21 protein-coding genes are annotated in these 20,350 nt (G+C 67.4%); 14 read left to right on the forward strand and 7 right to left on the reverse strand.

Annotated elements, in window-relative coordinates:
• Positions 1-38 precede the first annotated feature (38 nt).
• Positions 39-377, forward strand: a complete 339-nt coding sequence (locus ACIQTU_RS03600) for an Mpo1-like protein (RefSeq protein ID WP_400542440.1) — start codon at positions 39-41, stop codon at positions 375-377.
• A gap of 70 nt (positions 378-447) precedes the next feature.
• Here ACIQTU_RS03600 and ACIQTU_RS03605 read toward each other — a convergent pair whose 3' ends face one another.
• The gene (locus ACIQTU_RS03605) at positions 448-1,002 is read right to left on the reverse strand and encodes a 3D domain-containing protein (protein ID WP_400542443.1); all 555 of its coding nucleotides are present in this window, start codon (positions 1,000-1,002) and stop codon (positions 448-450) included.
• Positions 1,003-1,404: 402 nt separating this feature from the next.
• Here ACIQTU_RS03605 and ACIQTU_RS03610 point away from each other — a divergent pair, with 402 nt between their 5' ends.
• From ACIQTU_RS03610 to ACIQTU_RS03620, 3 genes are read left to right on the forward strand one after another with little or no spacing between them, the layout of a single operon-like run.
• A complete protein-coding gene (locus tag ACIQTU_RS03610; RefSeq protein WP_400542445.1) occupies positions 1,405-2,436 on the forward strand; it encodes a S1/P1 Nuclease in 1,032 nt (343 codons plus the stop codon).
• Between the two features lie 36 nt (positions 2,437-2,472).
• Complete coding sequence (locus ACIQTU_RS03615) at positions 2,473-3,261, forward strand: RNA methyltransferase (RefSeq protein WP_400542448.1); 789 nt, start codon at positions 2,473-2,475, stop codon at positions 3,259-3,261.
• Complete coding sequence (locus tag ACIQTU_RS03620) at positions 3,258-3,581, forward strand: YnfA family protein (RefSeq protein WP_400542451.1); 324 nt, start codon at positions 3,258-3,260, stop codon at positions 3,579-3,581. The genes ACIQTU_RS03615 and ACIQTU_RS03620 overlap by 4 nt, the downstream gene beginning before the upstream one ends.
• Here the strand turns inward: ACIQTU_RS03620 and ACIQTU_RS03625 are convergent.
• From ACIQTU_RS03625 to ACIQTU_RS03635, 3 genes are read right to left on the reverse strand one after another with little or no spacing between them, the layout of a single operon-like run.
• Positions 3,578-4,279, reverse strand: a complete 702-nt coding sequence (locus ACIQTU_RS03625) for an NAD-dependent deacylase (protein ID WP_400542454.1) — start codon at positions 4,277-4,279, stop codon at positions 3,578-3,580. The two genes, ACIQTU_RS03620 and ACIQTU_RS03625, sit on opposite strands and share 4 nt — an antisense overlap.
• Complete coding sequence (locus ACIQTU_RS03630; protein ID WP_400542457.1) at positions 4,276-4,662, reverse strand: hypothetical protein; 387 nt, start codon at positions 4,660-4,662, stop codon at positions 4,276-4,278. The genes ACIQTU_RS03625 and ACIQTU_RS03630 overlap by 4 nt, the downstream gene beginning before the upstream one ends.
• A 10-nt stretch (positions 4,663-4,672) precedes the next feature.
• Positions 4,673-5,566 carry a LysR family transcriptional regulator gene (locus tag ACIQTU_RS03635; protein WP_400542460.1) on the reverse strand — a complete coding sequence of 298 codons (894 nt, stop codon included), beginning with the start codon at positions 5,564-5,566 and terminating at the stop codon, positions 4,673-4,675.
• A gap of 156 nt (positions 5,567-5,722) precedes the next feature.
• On the opposite strand from ACIQTU_RS03635, the gene ACIQTU_RS03640 reads away from it, so the two are divergent.
• The 8 genes from ACIQTU_RS03640 (at position 5,723) to ACIQTU_RS03675 (ending at position 13,296) form a co-directional block, all read left to right on the forward strand.
• Positions 5,723-6,829 (forward strand): S-(hydroxymethyl)glutathione dehydrogenase/class III alcohol dehydrogenase, encoded by a 1,107-nt coding sequence (locus ACIQTU_RS03640; RefSeq protein WP_400542463.1) that lies wholly within the window; start codon positions 5,723-5,725, stop codon positions 6,827-6,829.
• Positions 6,830-6,846: 17 nt separating this feature from the next.
• Positions 6,847-7,311: a GFA family protein gene (locus tag ACIQTU_RS03645; protein WP_400542466.1), complete on the forward strand. Its 465-nt coding sequence runs from the start codon at positions 6,847-6,849 to the stop codon at positions 7,309-7,311.
• Positions 7,312-7,404: 93 nt separating this feature from the next.
• Positions 7,405-7,791: a VOC family protein gene (locus ACIQTU_RS03650; RefSeq protein ID WP_400542469.1), complete on the forward strand. Its 387-nt coding sequence runs from the start codon at positions 7,405-7,407 to the stop codon at positions 7,789-7,791.
• Between the two features lie 11 nt (positions 7,792-7,802).
• Positions 7,803-8,351 (forward strand): hypothetical protein, encoded by a 549-nt coding sequence (locus ACIQTU_RS03655; protein ID WP_400542472.1) that lies wholly within the window; start codon positions 7,803-7,805, stop codon positions 8,349-8,351.
• Positions 8,352-8,368: 17 nt separating this feature from the next.
• Positions 8,369-9,202 (forward strand): S-formylglutathione hydrolase, encoded by an 834-nt coding sequence (fghA, locus tag ACIQTU_RS03660; protein ID WP_400542476.1) that lies wholly within the window; start codon positions 8,369-8,371, stop codon positions 9,200-9,202.
• Positions 9,203-9,206: 4 nt separating this feature from the next.
• Positions 9,207-9,452, forward strand: coding sequence for a hypothetical protein (locus ACIQTU_RS03665; RefSeq protein ID WP_400542479.1), 246 nt, complete (start codon positions 9,207-9,209; stop codon positions 9,450-9,452).
• Between the two features lie 115 nt (positions 9,453-9,567).
• Positions 9,568-11,412: a DUF885 domain-containing protein gene (locus ACIQTU_RS03670; RefSeq protein ID WP_400542482.1), complete on the forward strand. Its 1,845-nt coding sequence runs from the start codon at positions 9,568-9,570 to the stop codon at positions 11,410-11,412.
• A 93-nt stretch (positions 11,413-11,505) separates the two neighbouring features.
• Entirely contained in the window at positions 11,506-13,296 is a 1,791-nt protein-coding gene (locus tag ACIQTU_RS03675) for a DUF885 domain-containing protein (RefSeq protein ID WP_400542485.1), read from the forward strand.
• 57 nt (positions 13,297-13,353) lie between these two features.
• Here the strand turns inward: ACIQTU_RS03675 and ACIQTU_RS03680 are convergent, their stop codons facing one another.
• Positions 13,354-14,451, reverse strand: a complete 1,098-nt coding sequence (locus ACIQTU_RS03680; RefSeq protein ID WP_400542488.1) for a DUF1176 domain-containing protein — start codon at positions 14,449-14,451, stop codon at positions 13,354-13,356.
• Between the two features lie 185 nt (positions 14,452-14,636).
• Between ACIQTU_RS03680 and ACIQTU_RS03685 the strand changes: the two genes are divergently transcribed.
• Together ACIQTU_RS03685 and ACIQTU_RS03690 are read left to right on the forward strand one after the other, a co-directional pair.
• On the forward strand, positions 14,637-15,857 hold the full coding sequence (locus tag ACIQTU_RS03685; RefSeq protein WP_400542491.1) for an NADP-dependent isocitrate dehydrogenase: 1,221 nt from the start codon (positions 14,637-14,639) through the stop codon (positions 15,855-15,857).
• A gap of 254 nt (positions 15,858-16,111) precedes the next feature.
• Positions 16,112-16,660 carry a DUF2939 domain-containing protein gene (locus ACIQTU_RS03690; RefSeq protein ID WP_400542494.1) on the forward strand — a complete coding sequence of 183 codons (549 nt, stop codon included), beginning with the start codon at positions 16,112-16,114 and terminating at the stop codon, positions 16,658-16,660.
• Between the two features lie 49 nt (positions 16,661-16,709).
• On the opposite strand, the gene ACIQTU_RS03695 is transcribed toward ACIQTU_RS03690, so the two are convergent.
• Together ACIQTU_RS03695 and alaS are read right to left on the reverse strand one after the other, a co-directional pair.
• Entirely contained in the window at positions 16,710-17,483 is a 774-nt protein-coding gene (locus tag ACIQTU_RS03695) for a hypothetical protein (protein ID WP_400542497.1), read from the reverse strand.
• Positions 17,484-17,606: 123 nt separating this feature from the next.
• Positions 17,607-20,252 carry an alanine--tRNA ligase gene (gene alaS, locus ACIQTU_RS03700; RefSeq protein WP_400542500.1) on the reverse strand — a complete coding sequence of 882 codons (2,646 nt, stop codon included), beginning with the start codon at positions 20,250-20,252 and terminating at the stop codon, positions 17,607-17,609.
• Between the last annotated feature and the right edge of the window lie 98 nt (positions 20,253-20,350).

A 20,350-nucleotide genomic window follows, 5' to 3' on the forward strand; every position in this document is an offset into this window, starting at 1 on the left:
GACTTGCCCCCGGTTCGATCCGGGGGCAGGCTGCGGCCATGACCGCACGCGATCCGCAGACTGGCCGCGACCCCGGAGGGCGATACGCCTCCTTTTCGGCCTTCTATCCCTACTACATCCACGAACATTCCAACCGGACCTGCCGTCGCATTCACGTGGTCGGGACAGGGCTGGTGATCGCCGCCTTCCTGGCCTTCTGCGTCACCCTGAACGCCTGGTGGCTGCTGGCCATGCCGGTGGTCGGCTACGGCTTCGCCTGGGTCGGGCATTTCTTCTTCGAGAAGAACCGGCCGGCGACCTTCCAATATCCGCTGTGGAGCCTGATGGGCGACTTCCGCCTCTTCTTCGAGACGGTGAGCGGCAGGCGGAAATTCTAACCATGTGACGCCCAGCAAAAAGGCGACCGGATCGCTCCGGTCGCCTTTTTGTCGGTGGACGTCGCCGCCCTTACTTGGAGGCCGTTTCCCAGGCCGGGGGGCAGCCGTCGAAGTCGCCGGCGTCGGCGATGGTCAGGGTCTTCATGTTCAGGCTTTGAGCCTGCTGCATCGAACCGCGGCCGTGGCCGGTGAACAGGTCGATCTTGGCGCCCTTGATCGCGCCGCCGGTGTCGGAGGCGTACCAGTAGCCGTCGTGGACCTCGCCGTTGGCCAGGCGCATGCCGACCGTTTCGCGGATGAACAGCTTGGTGCGGCGCGGGATGACGCGGGGGTCGACGGCGACCGTGCGCATGGCGATCGGACGGCAACCGAGCGAGTCGTTGCCCGTCGCGCCGCCGCCGCCTGCATGATAGAGGCGGGCCGAGGCGCGCCAGTCGGGATCGCCCGCCATCAGCTCGGCCTGTTCGGCGGAGAGGGCGGAGGTGTCGAGGGAACTTTCAGCCGTCGCGGCGGTTTCCATTGCAGCCGTATCGATCGCGACAACGGCTTCATAGGGTTGAGGCTCTCCGGAACCGGAGAAGGCCATAGTCCAGAACATGGCAAGCGCAGCGGCTGTGTTCAGCATCGAACAGACTCAGGAAGCACCGGTCCCGACACGATCCGGCAGCGGGTTTTTGGCTGCCAATTGTGGCGAAAACGTGGCCGTTGAGATCAGGTGCGGCCCTGCATCACGATCATCGTTCGATTAGTCCACAGGTCGATGAGCATATCGCCCAAATGTCACAGCATATGTGGCAGCAACGAAATCAGTATTCGTGCTATATGACTTCTATACTGTTAGGATCAGCTGTCCGGTTAACACCTAAGTCTGGACATGTAACACTTTATTGCGAAGAAAGACTGCGTTTCGGCCTAAGATAACGGCGGCGTGATCGCGCGGCCACGTCGTCGGCCACATGGCTGGAGGCGCGGCCGGGAATGGGATAAGCGGTCGTTTCCCTTCGAATTTTTCCGCCGGTGTCCCCCGATGAAGCGTCAAGTTAAGCGCCTGATGATCTCCGCCGCCGCCCTGATGCTGGTCGCGGCCCCCGCCGTTCAGGTCGACGCCTGGGGCAATACCGGCCACCGCCTGATCGGCGTCGCAGCCATGCGCGGCCTCAGCGACGACCTGCCGGCCTTCCTGCGCACGCCCGGCGCCGTCGCCGACGTCGGCGAGCTGGCGCGCGAGCCCGACCGCTGGAAGGGCGCGGGTCAGCCGCACGACCGCGAGCGCGACACGGCCCACTTCATCGATTTCGACGACGACGGCTTTGCGATGAACGCCAACGGCCCGTCGATCGACGCCCTGCCGCGGCTGAAGTCGGACTTCGACACGGCTTTGGTGCAGGCGGGGATCAAGATCGACGAGGTCGGCTATCTGCCCTACGCCCTGATGGACGCCTATCAGAACCTGGGCCGCGACTTCGCCTACTGGCGTGTGCTGACCGCCGCCGAGGGCCGCGAAATGGATCCCGGCAAGAAGGCCTGGTACCGCGCCGACCGCGAGCGCCGCGAGGCCCTGATCCTGCGCGACATCGGCGTCCTGGCCCACTACGTCGGCGACGGCTCGCAGCCGCACCATATGTCGATCCACTTCAACGGCTGGGGCGACTATCCCAACCCCGAGGGCTTCACCAACTCGCGCCGCACCCACGCCATCTTCGAAGGCGAGTTCACCTCGCGCGTCGCCCGTCTGGACACGGTCGAGGCGGCCATGAGCCAGCCTCAGGTGTCGGGTCTGGACCTGCGCGCCCGCACCGCCGGCTATCTGAAGACGACGCTAGGCACGGTCATTCCCTTCTACCGTCTGGAAAAGGCGGGCGGTTTCCGTGACGCCGACCCGCGCGGCGCGGCCTTCGTCAACGAGCGTCTGGCCGCCGGCGCCTCGGAACTGCGCGACCTGATCATCCTCAGCTGGCGCGAGAGCGGCACGGCCTCCATCGGCTGGCCCGCCGTCAAGGTGGCCGAGGTCGAGGCCGGCACGGTCGACCCCTGGACCTCGATGATCGGCGAGGACTGACTTTCGCGAGACGGCGCGGAGGGGTAGGGGACGCCCATGACTGAACTCACGCCCCCCGTCGTCATCCTCGACAAGTCCCAGATGGCCGAGAACATCGGCGCGGTCGCCCGCGTCATGGCCAATTTCGGCCTGTCGGAATTGCGGTTGGTCACGCCGCGCGACGGCTGGCCCCAGGACCGTGCCTGGGCCACGGCCTCGGGCGCCGACTGGGTGCTGGACGGGGTCAAGGTCTTCGACAGCGTGGCTGAGGCCGTCCACGACCTGAACACCGTCTTCGCCACCACCGCCCGCCCGCGCGAGACGCGCCAGCCGGTGCGCACCCCGCGCGAAAGCGCCCGCATTCTCTATGACGACACGGCGTCGGGGCTGAAAACCGGCCTGCTGTTCGGCGGCGAGCGCGCCGGTCTTGAGACCACCGACATCGCCCTGTGCGCCGGGATCACCACCATCCCCATCGATCCGCGCCACCACTCGCTGAACCTGGCCCAGGCCGTGGCCATCAACGCCTATGAATGGCGCACCCTGATCCTCGACGCCCCGCCGCCGCGCTTCCGCGAGGGCGAGCCGCCCGCGTCGAATGAGCTGCTGGTCGGCATGTACGAACACTTCGAGGCCGAGCTGGAGGCCGGCGGTTTCTTCCATCCGCCCGAGAAGAAGCCGTCGATGAGCCAGAACCTGCGCGTCATGCTGGGCCGCGCCGCCTTCACCGAGCAGGAGGTCGCCACCATGCGCGGCGCCATCCACGCCCTGGCCAAGGGCCGTGGCCGCGTGCTGGCCAAGCTGGCCGAAAAGCGCGCGGCGGAAGACGCGAAGAAGGGCGAGTGAAGCTCGCCCTCATCTACCCGCTCGCCGCCCTGGCCGAGATCGGCGGCTGTTTCGCCTTCTGGGCCTGGCTGAAGCTGGATCGCTCGCCGGTCTGGCTGGTTCCGGGCGTGCTCAGCCTGATCGCCTTCGCCTGGCTGCTGACCCTGGTTCCGACCGAGACGGCGGGGCGGGCGTTCGCGGCCTATGGCGGGGTCTATATCGTCGCCTCGCTGGCGTGGATGGCGCTGGTCGAGAAGACGACGCCGGACCGCTGGGACCTGATCGGCGGGGCGGTCTGCCTGGTCGGAGCGGGGGTCATTCTGTTCGGGCCGCGCGGCTAGAGGGCAGAGAAGAAGAACGGCACGGCCTCGGTGGCGGGGCCATAGACGCCCTCGTCGAACAGGCGCGCGCCCTGCGTCGGCTCCAGATTGATCTCCACTGTCCGCGCTCCGGCCATGCGCGCCGACTGCACGAAGCCTGCCGCCGGATAGACCGCGCCCGAGGTGCCGATGGAGACGAACAGGTCGCAGGCGTCCAGCGCCGCCTCGATCCGCTCCATGGCCAGCGGCATCTCTCCGAACCAGACGATGTGCGGGCGCAAGACCCCCTGCGGATGATGCGGCGAGGCGTGTTGGGCCTCCAGATCACCGGTCCAGTCACAGACGACGCCCGACGCGGTGCAGCGGGCCTTCAGCAACTCGCCGTGCATATGGATCAGCTCGAACCCCGGTGCGGGCGGCGTCTCGACGTGCGCCCGGTCGTGCAGGTCGTCGACGTTCTGCGTCACCAGCAGGAAGTCGCCCCGCCACCGCGCCGCCAGATCGGCCAGGGCGCGGTGCGCGGCGTTGGGCTGAACGCGCGCCAGGTGTCGCCGCCTCTGGTTGTAGAAGTCTTGCACCAGGGCCGGGTTCGCCGCGAACCCCTCGGGCGTCGCCACCTCTTCGATGCGATGCCCCTCCCACAGGCCGTCCGAGGCGCGGAAGGTCGGCAGGCCGGATTCCGCCGAGACGCCGGCGCCGGTCAGGACGACGAGGTTCATGGCTGGGCTCTCCGTTCGCGTCGCTGATGCGCCAGCAGGCTTTCTGAAGCTGCATACTCAGGCGGCAGGTCGAATTTGGCGCGCCGGTCATAGTCGCGCGCGCTCTTGATGCTGCTGGCCCGTATCAACCGCCAGCCGCGCCACCCCATGAAGGCGGCGGAGGCTACGGCCCATACACAGCCGATCAACCAGGCAGGGGCGGGAAGGGGCCCAATGAGCAGATGGAGCGCGATCAGAGGTGCGAACGCGGCGACCGCAATCAGGACCGGCAGGTGAGCGCGTCGAACGAGAAGCGGGCCGAGCTGAACATGCACGGCGGGGTCCGAGAGCCTGACGTCCACCCAGCGGCGGATCTTCAGATAGACCGGGTGGGAACGTGCCATCGGTCTGATCCTATCTCTGTTTCCGGCCGGGCGCCGCCGCCAGCCGCTCGTGCAGCCAGTCGATCATGGCGCGGACCTTGGGCGGGACGTGGCGGGGATGGGGATGGACGGCCCAGACGCCTTCGTCGGGCGGGCGGGCCTCGTCCAGCAGGGAGACGAGGGCGCCCGAGGCCAGGGCCTCGGTCACATAGAAGTCGGGCAGTTGGCACAGGCCCAGCCCTTGAAGCGCCGCGTCCAGCACCGCCGCGCCGGAGTTGCAGCGCCAGCGGCCGGAGGGACGGAGCGTCACCTCACGCCCGGCCTCGGTGAAGCGCCAGTGCTCGGCCGAGCCGATCAGGCCGTCGTGGCTGGCGATCTCGGACAGGTCGCGCGGGGCGCCGCGCCGGGCCAGATAGTCGGGACTGGCGCACAGGATCAGTCGCCGCGAGGCCAGACGCCGCGCCATCAGCCGCGAGTCGGTCAGATGGCCGAAGCGCACCGCCAGATCATAGCCGTCGCCGACCAGGTCGCGCAGGCGGTTATCCAGATCCAGCTCGATCCTCAGTTCCGGATTCTGGCGCGCGAAGGCGTTGACGGCGGGAGCGATGAAGCGTTCGCCATAGGAGACCGAACAGGTCATGCGCAGCAGGCCGCGCGGGGCCTGATCGTCGGGCTGGACGGCGGCCAGGGCCTCGTCGCGTTCGTCGATCAGTCGGCGGCAGCGGGCCAGGAAGTCGCGCCCCGCATCGGTCAGCTCGACCCGGCGGGTGGTGCGATGAAGCAGGCGGGTCTGCAGACGGTCCTCCAGCCGCGCGATCTCGCGGCTGACGGCGGATGTGGACAAGCCCAGCCGCTTGGCGGCAGCCGAGAAGCTGGCCTGTTCGGCGACAGCGGTGAATTCGTCGATCCCGTCCCAGCGGCTCATCGGGACGTTCGATCATGATTGTTGCAGCAGGACAATAATGTTTTGCGGTTGTCGCCGTTTCGGCCAGGCGCGGCGCGGCGTACAAGGGGCGCAAATCCCCTCAAGCAGCGAGCCGCCGCGCGGCGAGCGATAGGGGCCTCCGGAGGATCTAAGATCATGAAAACCCGCGCCGCCGTCGCGTTCGAAGCCAAACGCCCGCTCGAGATCGTCGAGGTCGATCTGGAAGGTCCGCGCGCCGGCGAGGTGCTGATCGAGATCAAGGCGACCGGCGTCTGCCACACCGACGCCTATACGCTGGATGGACTGGACAGCGAGGGCATCTTCCCGAGCATTCTCGGCCATGAAGGCGCGGGCGTGGTGGTCGAGGTCGGGCCGGGCGTGACCAGCCTCGCCGTCGGCGACCACGTCATCCCGCTCTACACGCCGGAATGCCGCCAGTGTAAGTCGTGCCTGAGCCGCAAGACCAACCTGTGCACCTCGATCCGCGGCACCCAGGGCAAGGGCCTGATGCCGGACGGCACCTCGCGCTTTTCCTACAAGGGTCAAGCCATCGCCCACTACATGGGCTGTTCGACCTTCTCGAACTACACGGTCCTGCCCGAGATTGCGGTGGCCAAGATCCGCAAGGACGCCCCCTTCGACAAGGCCTGCTACATCGGCTGCGGCGTGACGACGGGCGTGGGCGCCGTGGTCAACACGGCCAAGGTCGAGCCGGGCGCCAACGCCGTGGTCTTCGGCCTGGGCGGCATCGGCCTGAACGTGATCCAGGGGCTGAAGCTGGTCGGGGCCGACATGATCGTCGGCGTCGACATCAACGGCGACAAGGAAGAGTGGGGCCGTCGCTTCGGCATGACCCACTTCGTCAATCCGAAGGACGTTTCGGACGTGGTGGGCCATCTGGTCGAGCTGACCGGCGGCGGCGCCGACTACACCTTCGACTGCACCGGCAACACCGTGGTCATGCGTCAGGCGCTGGAAGCCTGCCACCGCGGCTGGGGCGAGAGCATCGTCATCGGCGTGGCCGAAGCGGGCAAGGAGATCGCCACCCGTCCGTTCCAGCTGGTAACCGGTCGCGTCTGGAAGGGCTCGGCCTTTGGCGGCGCGCGCGGCCGTACTGACACGCCGAAGATCGTCGACTGGTACATGGACGGCAAGATCGAGATCGACCCGATGATCACCCACACCCTGCCGCTGGAACGCATCAACGAGGCGTTTGACCTGATGCATGAAGGCAAGAGCATCCGCTCGGTGATCGTCTTCTAACAAAAAGGGACTGGCCCATGAGTGACTGGAAGCTGCCGTGGACGGGCGCCTGCCTGTGCGGCCAGGTAAGCGTTCGAGTCACCGAGGCGCCGGTCTTCGCCTCGGCCTGTCACTGCCGGGCCTGCCAGAAGCTTACAGGCGGGGCCTATTCGCTCAGTCTGATGCTGCCGGCCTCCGGACTGGAGGTGGAGGGCGAGACCGAGATCGGCGGCCTGCACAATCCTGTGCCGGAGCATCACTTCTGCCCCTCGTGCAAGAACTGGCTGTTCACGCGCGGCATCGCCGGCGGGGCCTTCGTCAACCTGCGGCCCAGCCTGCTGGAGGATGCGGCCTGGGTCGTGCCCTATGCGGACACGGGCGTCGCCGATCACCTGCCGGGGGTCCAGTCCGGCGCCCGTGTGGGTTATCCCGCGTTCCCGCCGGTCGAGGACTATGCGGGCCTTATGGAAGGCTATGCGCGCGACGGCGCCAAGCCGGGCTAGCGGGTCGTCGATAGTCCGTTGCCAAAAGAAACTATATTAGCCTAGCTTGCGGCGCCCGGCGAACCGGTCGGGCGCATCATCGGGAGGAAGACCATGTTCACTCACGTCACCGTCGGCGCCAACGACGTCCAGGCGTCGCACAAATTCTATGACGCGGTGCTTGGCGCTCTGGGCCATCAGCCGGGGACCTTTAGCGATCAGCCCCGACCCGGCGTCTGGTACATGACGCCGCGCGGCATGCTGGGCGTGGTCACGCCGCGCGACGGCGAGGCGGCCTGCCACGCCAACGGCGGCACCATCGGCTTTGCGGCAGCCAGCCCCGAAGCGGTCGTCGCCTTCGCCGAGGCCGGCGTGGCGGCGGGCGGCACGGCGATTGAAGACCCGGCAGGTCCGCGCAGCACGCCCTTCGGCGTCATGCACCTGGCCTATCTGCGCGATCCGTCGGGCAACAAGATCTGCGCCGTTCACCGGCCGGGCTGAGGACTGAGGCGATGAAGAAGGCGGCGACTGCGTCGATCATGGTCGTTCTGGCCGTCATGGGCCTCGCCGCCTGCAATCGCGAGCCCGCGCCCGTGACGGCCGAGGCGCCCGCCGAGGCCTGGGTCGGCAAGGACGTGGTCCTCTATCTGCCCGATCCGGTCATGAAGGCGCGGGTCGAGGTGTCGGCCCTGTCGCCCTACGTCAACGCGGCGACGATCGCGGCCGAAGGCGCGGTGCGCGCCGCCCCGGTCCAGCCCGGCGCCTCGGGCATGTTGCTGCTGATGGTCAAGCCGGGCGGACGGGCGAAGGCCTGGGTCGTCACCGGCGAACCGGCCCCCAACGCCGACACTATCGCGGCGGTGGTCAAGGCGGTTGAGGCCGTGCCCGCGCCTGCGGTGCGCGAGGGACCGATCCTGGTCGGGGTCGGTTTCGAGGCCTGGGGCGGCGGCGCGCCGCCCGCCGGGGCCAGCCCGCCGATCCCGCGTGACTGGTACGCACATTTCTCGAAGGACGGCGGCCGACTGGACGACGCCTTCATGGCCCGCGTCTGGCCCGACTGATTTCTGGAGTTCGAGTGATGGAAACCACCAAGACCCACGCCGTCCACGGCGGGACCCTGCGCTATCTGAAGCACGACAGTGCGACCACGGGCACGCCCATGACCCTGTCGGTTTTTGTCCCGGCAGGAGAGGGGCCGTTCCCGGTCCTGATCTGGCTGTCGGGCCTGACCTGCACCGAGGACAACTTCACCACCAAGGCCGGGGCCTACAAGGCCGCCGCCGACCACGGCGTCATCATCGTCGCGCCCGATACCTCGCCGCGCGGTCAGGGCGTTGCGGACGACGCCGCCTATGATCTGGGCCAGGGGGCGGGATTCTACGTCGACGCCACACAAGCGCCGTGGGCGCCGCATTTCCGCATGGAGAGCTATGTCACGGACGAACTGATCGCCCTGATCGACGCCGAGTTTCCGACGACGAAGACGCGCTCCATCTTCGGTCACTCCATGGGCGGCCACGGGGCCATGACCCTGGCCCTGCGCCATCCCGAGCTGTTCAGGTCGGTCTCGGCTTTCGCGCCGATCTCGTCGCCGACCCGCTGCGCCTGGGGCGAGAAGGCGTTCTCGGCCTATCTGGGCGAGGATCGCGGCCAGTGGGATCGCCACGACGCCGCTCGCCTGATCGAAAGCGGCGCGGCGGCTGGCGTGTTCGACGACATTCTGGTGGATCAGGGCGAAGCCGACCCCTTCCTGACCGATCAGCTGAAGCCGGAACTGCTGGTCGCAGCGGCGAAGGCGGCGGGACAGCGGCTTACCCTTCGGATGCAGCCGGGCTATGATCACTCCTACTTCTTCATGGCCAGCTTCGTGGACGACCACGTGGCCTTCCATGCGACCCGCCTGAAAGCCTGAGACTATGACTGACGCCGCCCCCGACTTCGCCCACGTGGACTTCGACGCGATGTTCGCCGCCCTGTGCAGCGAGGTTGGCTTCTGCCTGCATGACAAGGGTCAGAAGAAGGTCATCGCGGCCATGCCCAAGGGTCTGGACGCGGCGATGAAGGCGGTGCTGGCCGCCGAGGGCGTGGACGAACCCAATGCGCCGGGCGACCTGAAGAAGGCCGTCCGCGACTGTCTCAAGGCCCACGTCCAGCCGCGCTGATCTGATCCTCAGGCGGCGGATGGACGAAACTTCATCCGCATCGGAACGGTGACGCCTTGCGGGGCGGCGTCGCTTCGATAGTGTCCCCTCCCATTGCTTTTGGGAGGAAGCCTCGATGATGGATCGCCGCCGCCTGTTGATGACCGCCGCCCTGGGGGGCGCGTTCGCGGCCTCGGGCGCCGCCCGCGCCCTTGCGCAGACCGCCGACGCCCCTGCCGCCAATCAGGCGGTGGGGCCCGCCTCGGCCCAGTTCCTGGCCCTGCTGGACAAGATCGCCCAGGAGATGATCCTGTCCGATCCCGAGACCCTGACCATGCTGGGCATGGACCGGGGGCCGATGGCCCAGGCCCGCTTCAAGCTGAGCGACCGCTCGCAGGCCAAGATCGACGCCGACAAGGTCAAGTTCAAGGAGGCCATGTCGGCGGTGAAGGCCATCGACAAGCGTCAACTGACGACTACCGAGCAGACCTATTACGACTCGCTGGAGTTCTTCGGCGATACCCTGATGATGGGCGATCGCTTCCCCTACGGCGGCGGCTTCTCGCCTTCGCCCTACACCGTCAGCCAGCTGGGCGGCGCCTATCAGCAGATCCCCGACTTCCTCGACAGCCAGCACCGCATCGAGGCGGCGGACGACGCCGACGCCTATCTGTCGCGCCTGTCCGACTTCGCCAAGGGGCTGGACGACGAGCGGACGCGGATGCAGGCCGAGTTCTCGGCTGGCGCCGTGCCGCCGGACTTCGTCATCGACCGCACCCTGACGCAGATGGGCGCCATCACCGGCACGGCCGCAGCCGACTCGGTCATGACCACCTCCCTGGCGCGCCGCGCGGCCGAGAAGAACCTCCCCGGCGACTGGGCCGCGAAGGCCGAGGCCATCCTGACCAATGAGGTCTATCCGGCCATCCAGCGTCAGGCCGACGCCCTGAAGGCCGTACGACCCGGCGCCACCCACGACGGCGGCGTCTGGCGTCTGCCGGACGGCGAGGCCTACTACCGCTTCGGCCTGCAGTACTACACCACCTCCTCGATGACGCCGGACGAGGTGCATCAGATGGGGCTGGAGCAGGTCGCCGACATTTCAAGTCGCGCCGACGCCCTGCTGAAGGCGCAAGGCCTGACGCAAGGCACGGTCGGCGAGCGCATCGCCGCGCTCGGCAAGGATCCGCGCTTCGTCTATCCGAACACGGACGAAGCCAAGGAAGAGCTGATCAAGGAACTCAACGTCCAGATGGTCGCCATGCAGGCGCGCATGCCGGAATACTTCGGCCGCCTGCCCAAGTCGCCCTGCGACATCCGCCGCGTGCCCAAGGCCATCGAGGCCGGGGCGCCGGGCGGCTATTACCAGTCGCCGGCCCTGGATGGTTCCCGTCCGGGCGCCTACTACATCAACCTGCGCGACACGGCGGAATGGCCCAAGTGGACCCTGCCGACCCTGACCTATCACGAGGCGGTGCCGGGCCATCACTTCCAGATCGCCCTGCAGCAGGAGCAGCCGGACACGCCGCTGCTGATGAAGGTCATGGGCTTCTCGGCCTATTCCGAGGGCTGGGGCCTGTATTCGGAACAGCTGGCCGACGAGATCGGGGCCTATGAGAACGATCCCTTCGGCAAGATCGGCTACCTGCAGTCGCTGATGTTCCGCGCCGCGCGTCTGGTCGTCGACTCGGGTCTGCACCACAAGCGTTGGAGCCGCGAGCAGGGCATCCGCTACATGGTCGACACCCTGGGCGATCAGGAAACCAGCATCGCCACCGAGGTCGAGCGCTATTGCGTCTGGCCAGGCCAGGCCTCCAGCTACAAGGTCGGTCACACCACCTGGGTTCGCCTGCGCGAAGACGCCAAGCGCCGTCTGGGCGCCCGCTTCGACATCAAGGGCTTCCACGACACCGGCCTGAACCTGGGCGGGGTGCCCCTGACCGTGCTGGAGCGGACCATGAACGCCTGGACGCCGGCCTGATTTTTTTGAAGCACGGGCGCGCCGGCTCGAAGACAGTATGCGTAGATGAGGGGGCGCGCGGCGTCGCGTCCGGCTCTCTGGGGAGTTTAGACCATGATTGACCGCCGCCGCCTTCTGCTGACCGCCGCCGCCACGGCCGCGGTCGCCCCCTCGCTGGCCCACGCCGCAAGCAATGACGCCGATGCGCGGCTGAACGCCCTGCTGGACGGCTGGTTCGAGGCCGACGTGGACGACAATCCCGAATACGCCACCAACCTCGGCCTGGATCGCGGCGCGCGCTCCGGCCTGTCGTCCAGGCTGACGGCGATCAGCCCGGACGCCATCCGCCACGACCGCGACAAGGCCATCAGCCGTTGGGCTGTGCTGCGAGCCTTTGACCAGACGGGGCTCAGCGAAGCCGGCGCCCTGAACTACGCCATCGCCGCCTTCGGCCGCGAGACTTCGGCCGAGACCTCGGCCTTCGCCTATGGCTCGGGGCCGGGCCGTCCGTCGCCCTATATCGTCACCCAGCTGTCGGGCGCCTATTTCGAGACGCCGGACTTCATGGACAACCAGCACCGGGTCGAGGACGCGGCGGGGGCCGAGGCCTTCCTGTCGCGGCTGGAGGCCTTCGCCGGGGTGCTGGACGGCGAGACGGACAAGGTGCGCGAGGACGCCGGCCTGGGCGTCATCCCGCCGGACTTCATCATCGACCGCATGCTGCCCCAGGTCCGCACCCTGCGCGACACGCCCGCCGCCGACCTGGCCATGGTCAAGTCGTTGGTGAGGAAGACCACCGCCCTGAACCTGTCAGGCTATGACGCCCGCGCCGCCGCCATCGTCGACCAGAAGGTCAAGCCTGCCCTGGCTCGCCAGATCGCGGCCCTGGAAGCCATCCGTCCGCAGGCGTCGCATGACGCCGGCGTCTGGCGTCTGCCTGACGGCGAGGCCTTCTACGCCAATGGCCTGAAGTCCAACACGACCACCACCCTCAGCGCCGCCGAAATCCACAGGATGGGCAAGGAACAGGTGGCCGAGATCAGCGCCGAGATCGATCTCATCCTGAAATCCCAGGGCTATACGCAAGGCACCGTCGGCGAGCGCATTCAGGCTCTGAACAAGGACCCGGCGCAACTCTTCCCCAACACCGACGCGGGCAAGGAAGAACTGCTGGTCTGGCTGAACCAGCTGGTCGCCGAACTGGAGCCGAAACTGCCGTCCGTCTTCGGTCGTCTGCCGAAATCCCACGTCGAGATCCGTCGCGTGCCGGTGTCGATCCAGTCGGGCGCGCCGGGCGGTTACTATCAGGGGCCGCCGCTGGATGGCTCGCGTCCGGGCGCCTACTACATCAACCTGCGCGACAGCGGGAACTGGCCGAAGTTCGCCCTGCCGACCCTGACCTATCACGAGGCCTCGCCGGGCCACCATCTGCAGGTCGCCCTGCAGCGCGAGTCGGGCGAGCTGCCGCAGTGGCGCCGGGCGGGCGGCTTCTCGGCCTACAACGAAGGCTGGGCCCTCTACGCCGAGGCGGTCGCGGCCAATGATCTGAACGTCTATGCCGACAATCCGCTGGGCCGCGTCGGCTTCCTGATGTCCTACCTGTTCCGGGCCGTGCGCCTGGTGGTCGACACCGGCCTGCACTCCGAGCGCTGGAGCCGTGAACAGGCGGTCGACTATATGGCGGCTTCGGGCGCCAAGCCGCTGGACGCCTCGAACAGCGAGATCAACCGCTACACCGTCTGGCCGGGGCAGGCCTGCGCCTACAAGGTCGGCCACACCGTCATTGCCCGGCTGCGAGCCGAGGCGGAAAGCCGCCCCGGATTCGACCTGCGCGCCTTCCACGACAAGGTGCTGATGAACGGCTCGCTGCCGCTGGCGGTGCTGGAAGCCCAGATGCGCGGCTGATCCCGCCTGTCGCAAATGAAGTTCGGCCCGGATGTTCGCATCCGGGCCGTTTCCATATCAGCGGCTGCGCCAGGTGGTCGACCACAGCGCCGACGGCACGCCCCAGCACTCGCGCATCTCGGTCTCGGACGTCAGGGCGAAGTCTCGTCCGGTCCAGGTCCAGAGGGTTTCGACGCCGCAGTCGCCGACACCGCGCCCCTTGTTGAAGGCGCTCAGGGTGCGGCTGGCCGGTTCATAGGCGCCGTTGACGACTTCGTCGGTCGGCTCGCGCGAGGTGGGGAAGCGCACCGGACGGGGATCGGCGCCGTTCGGTCCGGTCACGAAGTAGCGCAGCCCGAAATTATAGGCCCCGACGAAGCAGGGCACGCCCCACAGTTCCTGAGCGGGGGACAGGCGGTCCACCGTGATTTCGCGCTGCAGGTCAGGGTTGAAGGTCGTGTCGGCGCGGCATTGGCGGACGTCGGCACGAGCCTCGAAGGCCGCGGGCAGGGCCGGTCGGGGCAGGCTGGTCTGGGCGACGGCGGGGGCGGGCGCGACGACCGGCAGGGGAGGCGCCGCAGGGACGGTCGAGGCGGGTTTCGCGCCACGCCGCATCAGGGCCGTGGTCGTGTTCAGGCGGCCCTGACGCTCGTCGATCCACAACAAGGCGGCCGCCGCGCCCGAGGGCGACAGGGCCACATCGTCGCCGAGCGTCAGGCGACGCCCCTTGGCGAGGGCGTCGATGACCTCGGGCCCAGCGTCGCGAATGACGCCCTGGCTGGCCTCTGACCCTTCGATCGGCAGGTCGGCGAGGGCAAAGCGGCGTCCGTCGACGCTCAGGGCCAGCCCGTCGGGACCCGCCGCCCGGTCGACCAGGCCCGCGGTGATCTGGGCTCGGGCGGCGGGCCCGGCGTCCAGCGCCACCCGGATCCAGCCGCCGTTCCCGTCGACCGCCGGGCCGAAGGCGACGCAGGTGTTGGCGTTGTCGCAGACGGCCAGCCAGTCGCGGAACTTGCGGGTCTCGGGCCTGATAGTGGCCCTGGACGATGTCGTGGCCGCTGCGGAGGCCGATCCGGCGGGCGCATCCGGCGCAGCGGGCGACGTCGCGGCCCGCTCGTCGGGCTGACAGGCGGCGAGGAGAAGGGCGGGCAGAAGCAGCAGGCGGCGAGGCGTCATGGGGCGGTCCTGGAAGCGGTCCTGACAAGGCGGCGAGGACCATGAGCGTCGGAATGCGGCTTCGGTTCAACCCCCGGGTTCGCGGGAGTGACGCGTGGGACGTCGTGCGCCTTTGCACCCGCGCGCGCGTCTCGCTATACCGCCCCCACGATATTCCTTCCCTGAGTTAGAGACAGAGGCAGAGCATGGCCAAGATCAAGGTCGCCAACCCCATCGTGGACATCGACGGCGACGAAATGACCCGGATCATCTGGCAGATGATCAAGGACAAGCTGGTCTTCCCCTATCTGGACCTGGACCTCGACTACTACGACCTCGGCATGGAAAACCGCGACGCCACCGACGACCAGGTGACGATCGACGCGGCCAAGGCCATCCAGAAGCACGGCGTCGGCGTCAAGTGCGCCACCATCACGCCGGATGAAGCCCGCGTTCAGGAATTCGGCCTGAAGAAGATGTGGAAGTCGCCGAACGGCACCATCCGCAACATCCTGGGCGGCGTCGTCTTCCGCGAGCCGATCATCTGCTCGAACGTGCCGCGTCTGGTGCCGGGCTGGACCCAGCCGATCGTCGTCGGCCGTCACGCCTTCGGCGACCAGTACAAGGCCACGGACTTCCTGGTCCCCGGTCCGGGCAAGCTGACGATCAAGTTCCAGGGCGAAGACGGCCAGGTCATCGAGCACGAAGTGTTCGACTTCCCGTCGTCGGGCGTCGCCATGGGCATGTACAACCTGGACGACTCGATCACCGAGTTCGCGCGCGCCAGCTTCTCGTTCGGCCTGCAGCGCAACTATCCGGTCTATCTGTCGACCAAGAACACCATCCTGAAAGCCTACGACGGCCGCTTCAAGGACATCTTCCAGAAGGTGTTCGACGAAGAGTTCAAGGCGCAGTTCGACGCCAAGGGCCTGACCTATGAGCACCGCCTGATCGACGACATGGTGGCCGCGGCCATCAAGTGGTCGGGCGGCTTCGTCTGGGCGTGCAAGAACTACGACGGCGACGTGCAGTCGGACATCGTGGCTCAGGGCTTCGGCTCGCTGGGCCTGATGACCTCGGTGCTGATGACGCCGGACGGCAAGGTGCTGGAATCGGAAGCCGCCCACGGCACCGTGACCCGTCACTACCGTCAGCATCAGAAGGGCGAGGCCACCTCGACCAACTCGATCGCCTCGATCTACGCCTGGACGCGTGGTTTCGCCCACCGCGCCAAGCTGGACGACAACGCCGAGCTGGCCGAGTTCGCCGCCACCCTGGAGCGGGTCGTGGTTGAAACCGTCGAGTCGGGCTTCATGACCAAGGACCTGGCCCTGCTGGTCGGCGACCAGCAGTCGTGGCTGACCACCGAGGGCTTCCTCGACAAGGTCTCCGACAACCTGCGCGCCGCCCTGCCGCACATTGGTTAGTGGCGCTACCGCGCTTCGCGCTGCTTGAGCGCGCTCAAGCAGTGAGCCGCCGCGCGGCGAGCGATAGCGCACCAAGAATGAAGGCCCGCTGGAGAAATCCGGCGGGCTTTTTGCTGGGCGCACCCGGGAATTCCGCCAAGGGTTAATGACGCCCTTGAGCCCCCCTTCGAACCATGCCCTTAATGTCGTTGGGGGTTTTCGAGGTCGTTGCACATGTCGCTTACCCGTCGCGTTCGTAAGGCAGGGGAGGGCCGATGAACCAGAAACTGATCATTCGACTGGGGGGCGCCGCCGTGGCGGCCTTCGTCCTGGCCTATGCCGCATCGCCTTTGCTGGCGGCGCGCGCTCTGGTGCAGGCGGCCAAGAGCGGCGATGAGAAGGCCCTGGAACGCCAGGTCGACTTTCCCGCCTTCCGCGCCAGCCTGAAGGACGAGCTGAGCGCCCGCATGGTCGCCGAAATGCGCAAGGATGATCGTCTGGGCGGCCTGTCGGGCCTCGGCATGATGCTGGCCCCGACCCTGGTCGGCGGCGCCGTGGATGCCTTCGTCACGCCGCAGGCCATTTCCATGATGGTGCAGGAGGGCCAGGCGCCCAAGCCTGATCTGGCCAAGGTCGAGCCGGAGGTCGGCCCGAAGCCGGAGAGCAAGAAGGTGCGCCAGTCCTGGGGGTACAGCGATCTCGACACCTTCGCCGTTACCCTGACCCGCGACGACCAGCCGGACGAGCAGGTCTCCCTGCTGATGAAGCGCCGCAACCTGTTCGGCTGGAAGCTGGCGGGGATCGATCTGAGCAGGCCAGAATGACATTGGGGAACTATCCCGGTCCAAGTCGGGATAGAGTTCTGCATGTTATTCAAGCGGTGGGGCGCCAGTGGTGCATGATGTGTTTACGCCAGTCCGCCTTTTGCCCTGCGAACAAGGCTTCTTCAGTGTCCTCAGATGAACGCTGAGTGTACTTGGCGAGGCCGTCGACGAAGAGGCAATATCGCTCGTAGATATCTACTCCATTGCGCCTTGACACAGTAGCTTGCCAATTGACGGTGCCGTCGCGTCGGATTTTTCGGGTGCATCCATCCCAATGGACGCTTGGCACAAAGTCGGCGCGTGCCTGAAGCAGCTCCATGGACTTCGCGGTCCACTGATCCATGATGTAACCGACTTGACCTGTGTTCGGTTGTTGCAGGAAGAAGATTGCTTTCGTGAAATAGGCAGGGCCGGTCCCCTTTATGTTCTCCTTGGAGAACCGGCGGTAGGCCTCCAAAGCGTCGATGTCGCCCATTCTCAGGTCGCGGACGATAGGGAGCCAGCGGCTGCGATCATTCCAGGATGTGCGACCGGAGTTTCTACGCTGGCCGCCCCAGGCCATGATCGTGAGCCAGGCATCCTCGTCGTCCAGATCTGCCAAAACGGAAAAGACGGCATCCCGCGTCTGGGGGGTGTGATGGAGCGTGTTCCTTACCGATCCCATCACGCTTGTGGCCCAGGCGCGAGGCGAGGATGGCCCGGTCCAGTCAGACGGGGCGGCTCGGCCGCCAATCGCCTCAAGGCAACTCTCAAAGACGGCGAGGTGCGCCGGATCGAACGAGAACTCGCAGGCGTGGCTCGGGCCGGTTTCTAGATCGTACATTCCTGAGATGCCCCTCCCTTGTCAGTCGAGCGTTACGTATCGTTGTTCCATATTGTGGAATAAAAAAAAGGCCCGCTTCGTGAGGAAGCGGGCCTTTTGAGTGCATGGGGGCAGGTCCGGGGTTTAGCCCTTCAGCGCGGCTCGGATGGCCTCCAGACCGGCCTCGGCCTTCGACCCGTCAGGGGCGCCGCCCTGGGCGAAGTCGGGCTTGCCGCCCGCGCCCTTGCCGCCCATGGCGATGACGGCGTCGCGGGCCAGGTCGGCCGCATTGACCTTGCCGGCCATGTCCGGGGTGGCGGCGACCGTGATGGCCGCCTTGCCGTCGGTGACGCCGACCAGGGCGACGACGCCCGAGCCGATCTGCTTCTTGAAGTCCTCGGCCACGCCGCGCAGGCCCTTGCCGTCCACGCCGTCCAGGACGCGCGCGATCAGCTTGACGCCGTTGATCTCTTCCGGGGCTGCATTGGCGCCCGCGCCGCCGCCCAGGGCCAGTTGCTTCTTCAGGTCGGCGACCTGCTTCTCCAGCGCCTTGCGTTCCGCGCTCAGGGCCTCGACCCGCGCCGGGACGTCGGCGGTCTGGATCTTGAAGGTCTGGGCCAGCGAGCGGGCGACATTGGCCTGGTCCAGCAGGAAGCGGCGGGCCGCGTCGCCGGTCAGGGCCTCGATGCGGCGGACGCCGGCGGCGACGCCGCCTTCCGACACGATCTTGAACAGGGCGATGTCGCCGGTGCGGTGGACGTGAGTGCCGCCGCACAGCTCGACCGAATAGGCGCCGTCGCCCGACAGGGCGTGGCCCAGGGTCAGGACGCGGACCTCGTCGCCGTACTTCTCGCCGAACAGGGCGACCGCGCCGGCCTCGATGGCGGCCTCGGGGTGCATCAGTTCGGTGGTGGTCGGCAGGTTCTGACGGATGACCGCGTTCACCTCGTCCTCGAGGCGGGCGATCTCCTCGTCGGTCAGCGGGGCGTTGTGGCTGAAGTCGAAGCGCATGCGCTCCGCGTCGACCAACTGGCCCTTCTGGGCGACGTGCGGGCCGAGCACGTTCTTCAGCGCGGCGTGCAGCAGGTGGGCGGCCGAGTGGTTGGCGCGGGTCGTCGGACGCGAGCCCGGCTCGACCGTGGCCGTCACCGTCGCGCCGACCGTCAGGGCCGCGCCCTGGGCCACCTGGACCGTGTGAACGAAGAGGTCGGCGTGCTTCTTGGTGTCCAGAACGCGGCCTTCGCCATTGGCCCAGACGAAGGCGCCCTTGTCGCCGGCCTGACCGCCGCCTTCGCCGTAGAAGGGGGTCTGGTTCAGCACCACCTCGACCACGTCGCCGGCCTCGGCGGCGTCGACAGCCGCGCCGTCCTTGAGGATGGCGACGACCTGGCCTTCGCCGGTCTCGCTGTCATAGCCGGTGAATTCGGTCACGCCGTGCTGGTCGCGAAGGGCCAGCCAGGCGCCGGCCGAGGCCGTCTGGCCCGAGCCGGTCCAGTGCTCGCGCGAGCGGGCGCGTTGCTCTTCCATGGCGCTTTCGAAGCCGTCGACGTTGACCGAAAAGCCGCGACGGCGAGCCTCGTCCTGCGTCAGGTCCAACGGGAAGCCGTAGGTGTCATAGAGGGTGAAGGCCGTCTGGCCGTCCAGCATGTCGCCGGCCTTGAAGCCGGTCGTGGCCTGATCGAACAGGTTCATGCCGCGGCCGAGCGTGGTGCGGAAGCGGATCTCTTCCTGCTTCAGCGTGTCCTCGATAAAGGCCTGGGCGCGGCCCAGCTCGGGATAGGCCTCGCCCATCTCCTGGACCAGGGTCGGCACCAGGCGGTGCATCAGCGGGTCGGCGGCGCCCAGCAGGTGGGCGTGACGCATGGCGCGGCGCATGATGCGGCGCAGGACATAGCCGCGGCCTTCGTTCGAGGGGGTCACGCCGTCGGCGATCAGGAAGGCGGTCGAGCGGAGGTGGTCGGCGATGACGCGGTGCGACGGGGCGCGTTCGCCCTCCGCCTTGGTCGAGGTCAGTTCTTCGGAGGCGTTGATCAGGCTCTTGAACAGGTCGACTTCGTAGTTGGAATGGACGCCCTGCAGGACGGCGGCGATGCGCTCCAGACCCATGCCGGTGTCGACGCTGGGCTTGGGAAGGTCGCGAACGATCTGATCGTTCTCCTTCTCGTACTGCATGAAGACGTTGTTCCAGATCTCCACGAAGCGGTCGCCGTCCTCGTCCGGCGAGCCGGGAGGGCCGCCGAAGATGTGGTCGCCGTGGTCGTAGAAGATCTCGGTGCAGGGGCCGCACGGACCGCTGTCGCCCATGGCCCAGAAGTTGTCGGCGGTGGGGATGCGGATGATCTTCTCGTCGGCGAAGCCGGTGACCTTCTTCCAGATGTCGAAGGCTTCGTCGTCGGTGTGATAGACGGTGACCAGCAGGCGGGCGGGATCAAGGCCGAACTCCTTGGTCAGCAGCCCCCAGGCGCTCTCGATGGCGTGATCCTTGAAGTAGTCGCCGAACGAGAAGTTGCCCAGCATTTCAAAGAAGGTGTGGTGACGCGCGGTGTAGCCGACGTTGTCCAGGTCGTTGTGCTTGCCGCCGGCGCGGACGCACTTCTGCGAGCTGGTGGCGCGCTTGTAGGGCGGGGTCGCGGCGCCCGTGAAATAGTCCTTGAACGGCACCATGCCCGCGTTGACGAACAGCAGGGTCGGGTCGTTCTGCGGCACCAGCGGAGCCGACTGCACCTTCTCGTGGCCGTCGGCCGCGAAGTAGTCGAGGAAGGTGGAGCGGATCTGTTTCAGGCTGGTCATGGCGTATCGCTCTAAGGAATTCGGGCGCGCGGGGAGAATATCGGAACGGGCGTCATATAGGGATTTTGCGCCGAACGCATCACTCGCGCGTGATCGTG

Origin of the sequence: Brevundimonas sp. NPDC090276, from assembly GCF_044772165.1 — a bacterium.
Lineage (GTDB): Bacteria > Pseudomonadota > Alphaproteobacteria > Caulobacterales > Caulobacteraceae > Brevundimonas.

Excerpts from the sequence above, each read along its gene's own strand:
- ACIQTU_RS03600 (WP_400542440.1), top strand. The coding sequence starts at position 39 with ATGACCGCACGCGATCCGCAGACTGGCCGCGACCCCGGAGGGCGATAC.
- alaS (WP_400542500.1), bottom strand. The coding sequence starts at position 20,252 with ATGACCAGCCTGAAACAGATCCGCTCCACCTTCCTCGACTACTTCGCG.
- ACIQTU_RS03665 (WP_400542479.1), top strand. The coding sequence starts at position 9,207 with ATGACTGACGCCGCCCCCGACTTCGCCCACGTGGACTTCGACGCGATG.
- ACIQTU_RS03630 (WP_400542457.1), bottom strand. The coding sequence starts at position 4,662 with ATGGCACGTTCCCACCCGGTCTATCTGAAGATCCGCCGCTGGGTGGAC.
- ACIQTU_RS03615 (WP_400542448.1), top strand. The coding sequence starts at position 2,473 with ATGACTGAACTCACGCCCCCCGTCGTCATCCTCGACAAGTCCCAGATG.
- ACIQTU_RS03635 (WP_400542460.1), bottom strand. The coding sequence starts at position 5,566 with ATGAGCCGCTGGGACGGGATCGACGAATTCACCGCTGTCGCCGAACAG.
- ACIQTU_RS03690 (WP_400542494.1), top strand. The coding sequence starts at position 16,112 with ATGAACCAGAAACTGATCATTCGACTGGGGGGCGCCGCCGTGGCGGCC.
- ACIQTU_RS03625 (WP_400542454.1), bottom strand. The coding sequence starts at position 4,279 with ATGAACCTCGTCGTCCTGACCGGCGCCGGCGTCTCGGCGGAATCCGGC.
- ACIQTU_RS03650 (WP_400542469.1), top strand. The coding sequence starts at position 7,405 with ATGTTCACTCACGTCACCGTCGGCGCCAACGACGTCCAGGCGTCGCAC.
- ACIQTU_RS03685 (WP_400542491.1), top strand. The coding sequence starts at position 14,637 with ATGGCCAAGATCAAGGTCGCCAACCCCATCGTGGACATCGACGGCGAC.
- ACIQTU_RS03605 (WP_400542443.1), bottom strand. The coding sequence starts at position 1,002 with ATGCTGAACACAGCCGCTGCGCTTGCCATGTTCTGGACTATGGCCTTC.
- ACIQTU_RS03695 (WP_400542497.1), bottom strand. The coding sequence starts at position 17,483 with ATGTACGATCTAGAAACCGGCCCGAGCCACGCCTGCGAGTTCTCGTTC.
- ACIQTU_RS03655 (WP_400542472.1), top strand. The coding sequence starts at position 7,803 with ATGAAGAAGGCGGCGACTGCGTCGATCATGGTCGTTCTGGCCGTCATG.
- ACIQTU_RS03645 (WP_400542466.1), top strand. The coding sequence starts at position 6,847 with ATGAGTGACTGGAAGCTGCCGTGGACGGGCGCCTGCCTGTGCGGCCAG.
- ACIQTU_RS03680 (WP_400542488.1), bottom strand. The coding sequence starts at position 14,451 with ATGACGCCTCGCCGCCTGCTGCTTCTGCCCGCCCTTCTCCTCGCCGCC.
- fghA (WP_400542476.1), top strand. The coding sequence starts at position 8,369 with ATGGAAACCACCAAGACCCACGCCGTCCACGGCGGGACCCTGCGCTAT.
- ACIQTU_RS03675 (WP_400542485.1), top strand. The coding sequence starts at position 11,506 with ATGATTGACCGCCGCCGCCTTCTGCTGACCGCCGCCGCCACGGCCGCG.
- ACIQTU_RS03670 (WP_400542482.1), top strand. The coding sequence starts at position 9,568 with ATGATGGATCGCCGCCGCCTGTTGATGACCGCCGCCCTGGGGGGCGCG.
- ACIQTU_RS03610 (WP_400542445.1), top strand. The coding sequence starts at position 1,405 with ATGAAGCGTCAAGTTAAGCGCCTGATGATCTCCGCCGCCGCCCTGATG.
- ACIQTU_RS03640 (WP_400542463.1), top strand. The coding sequence starts at position 5,723 with ATGAAAACCCGCGCCGCCGTCGCGTTCGAAGCCAAACGCCCGCTCGAG.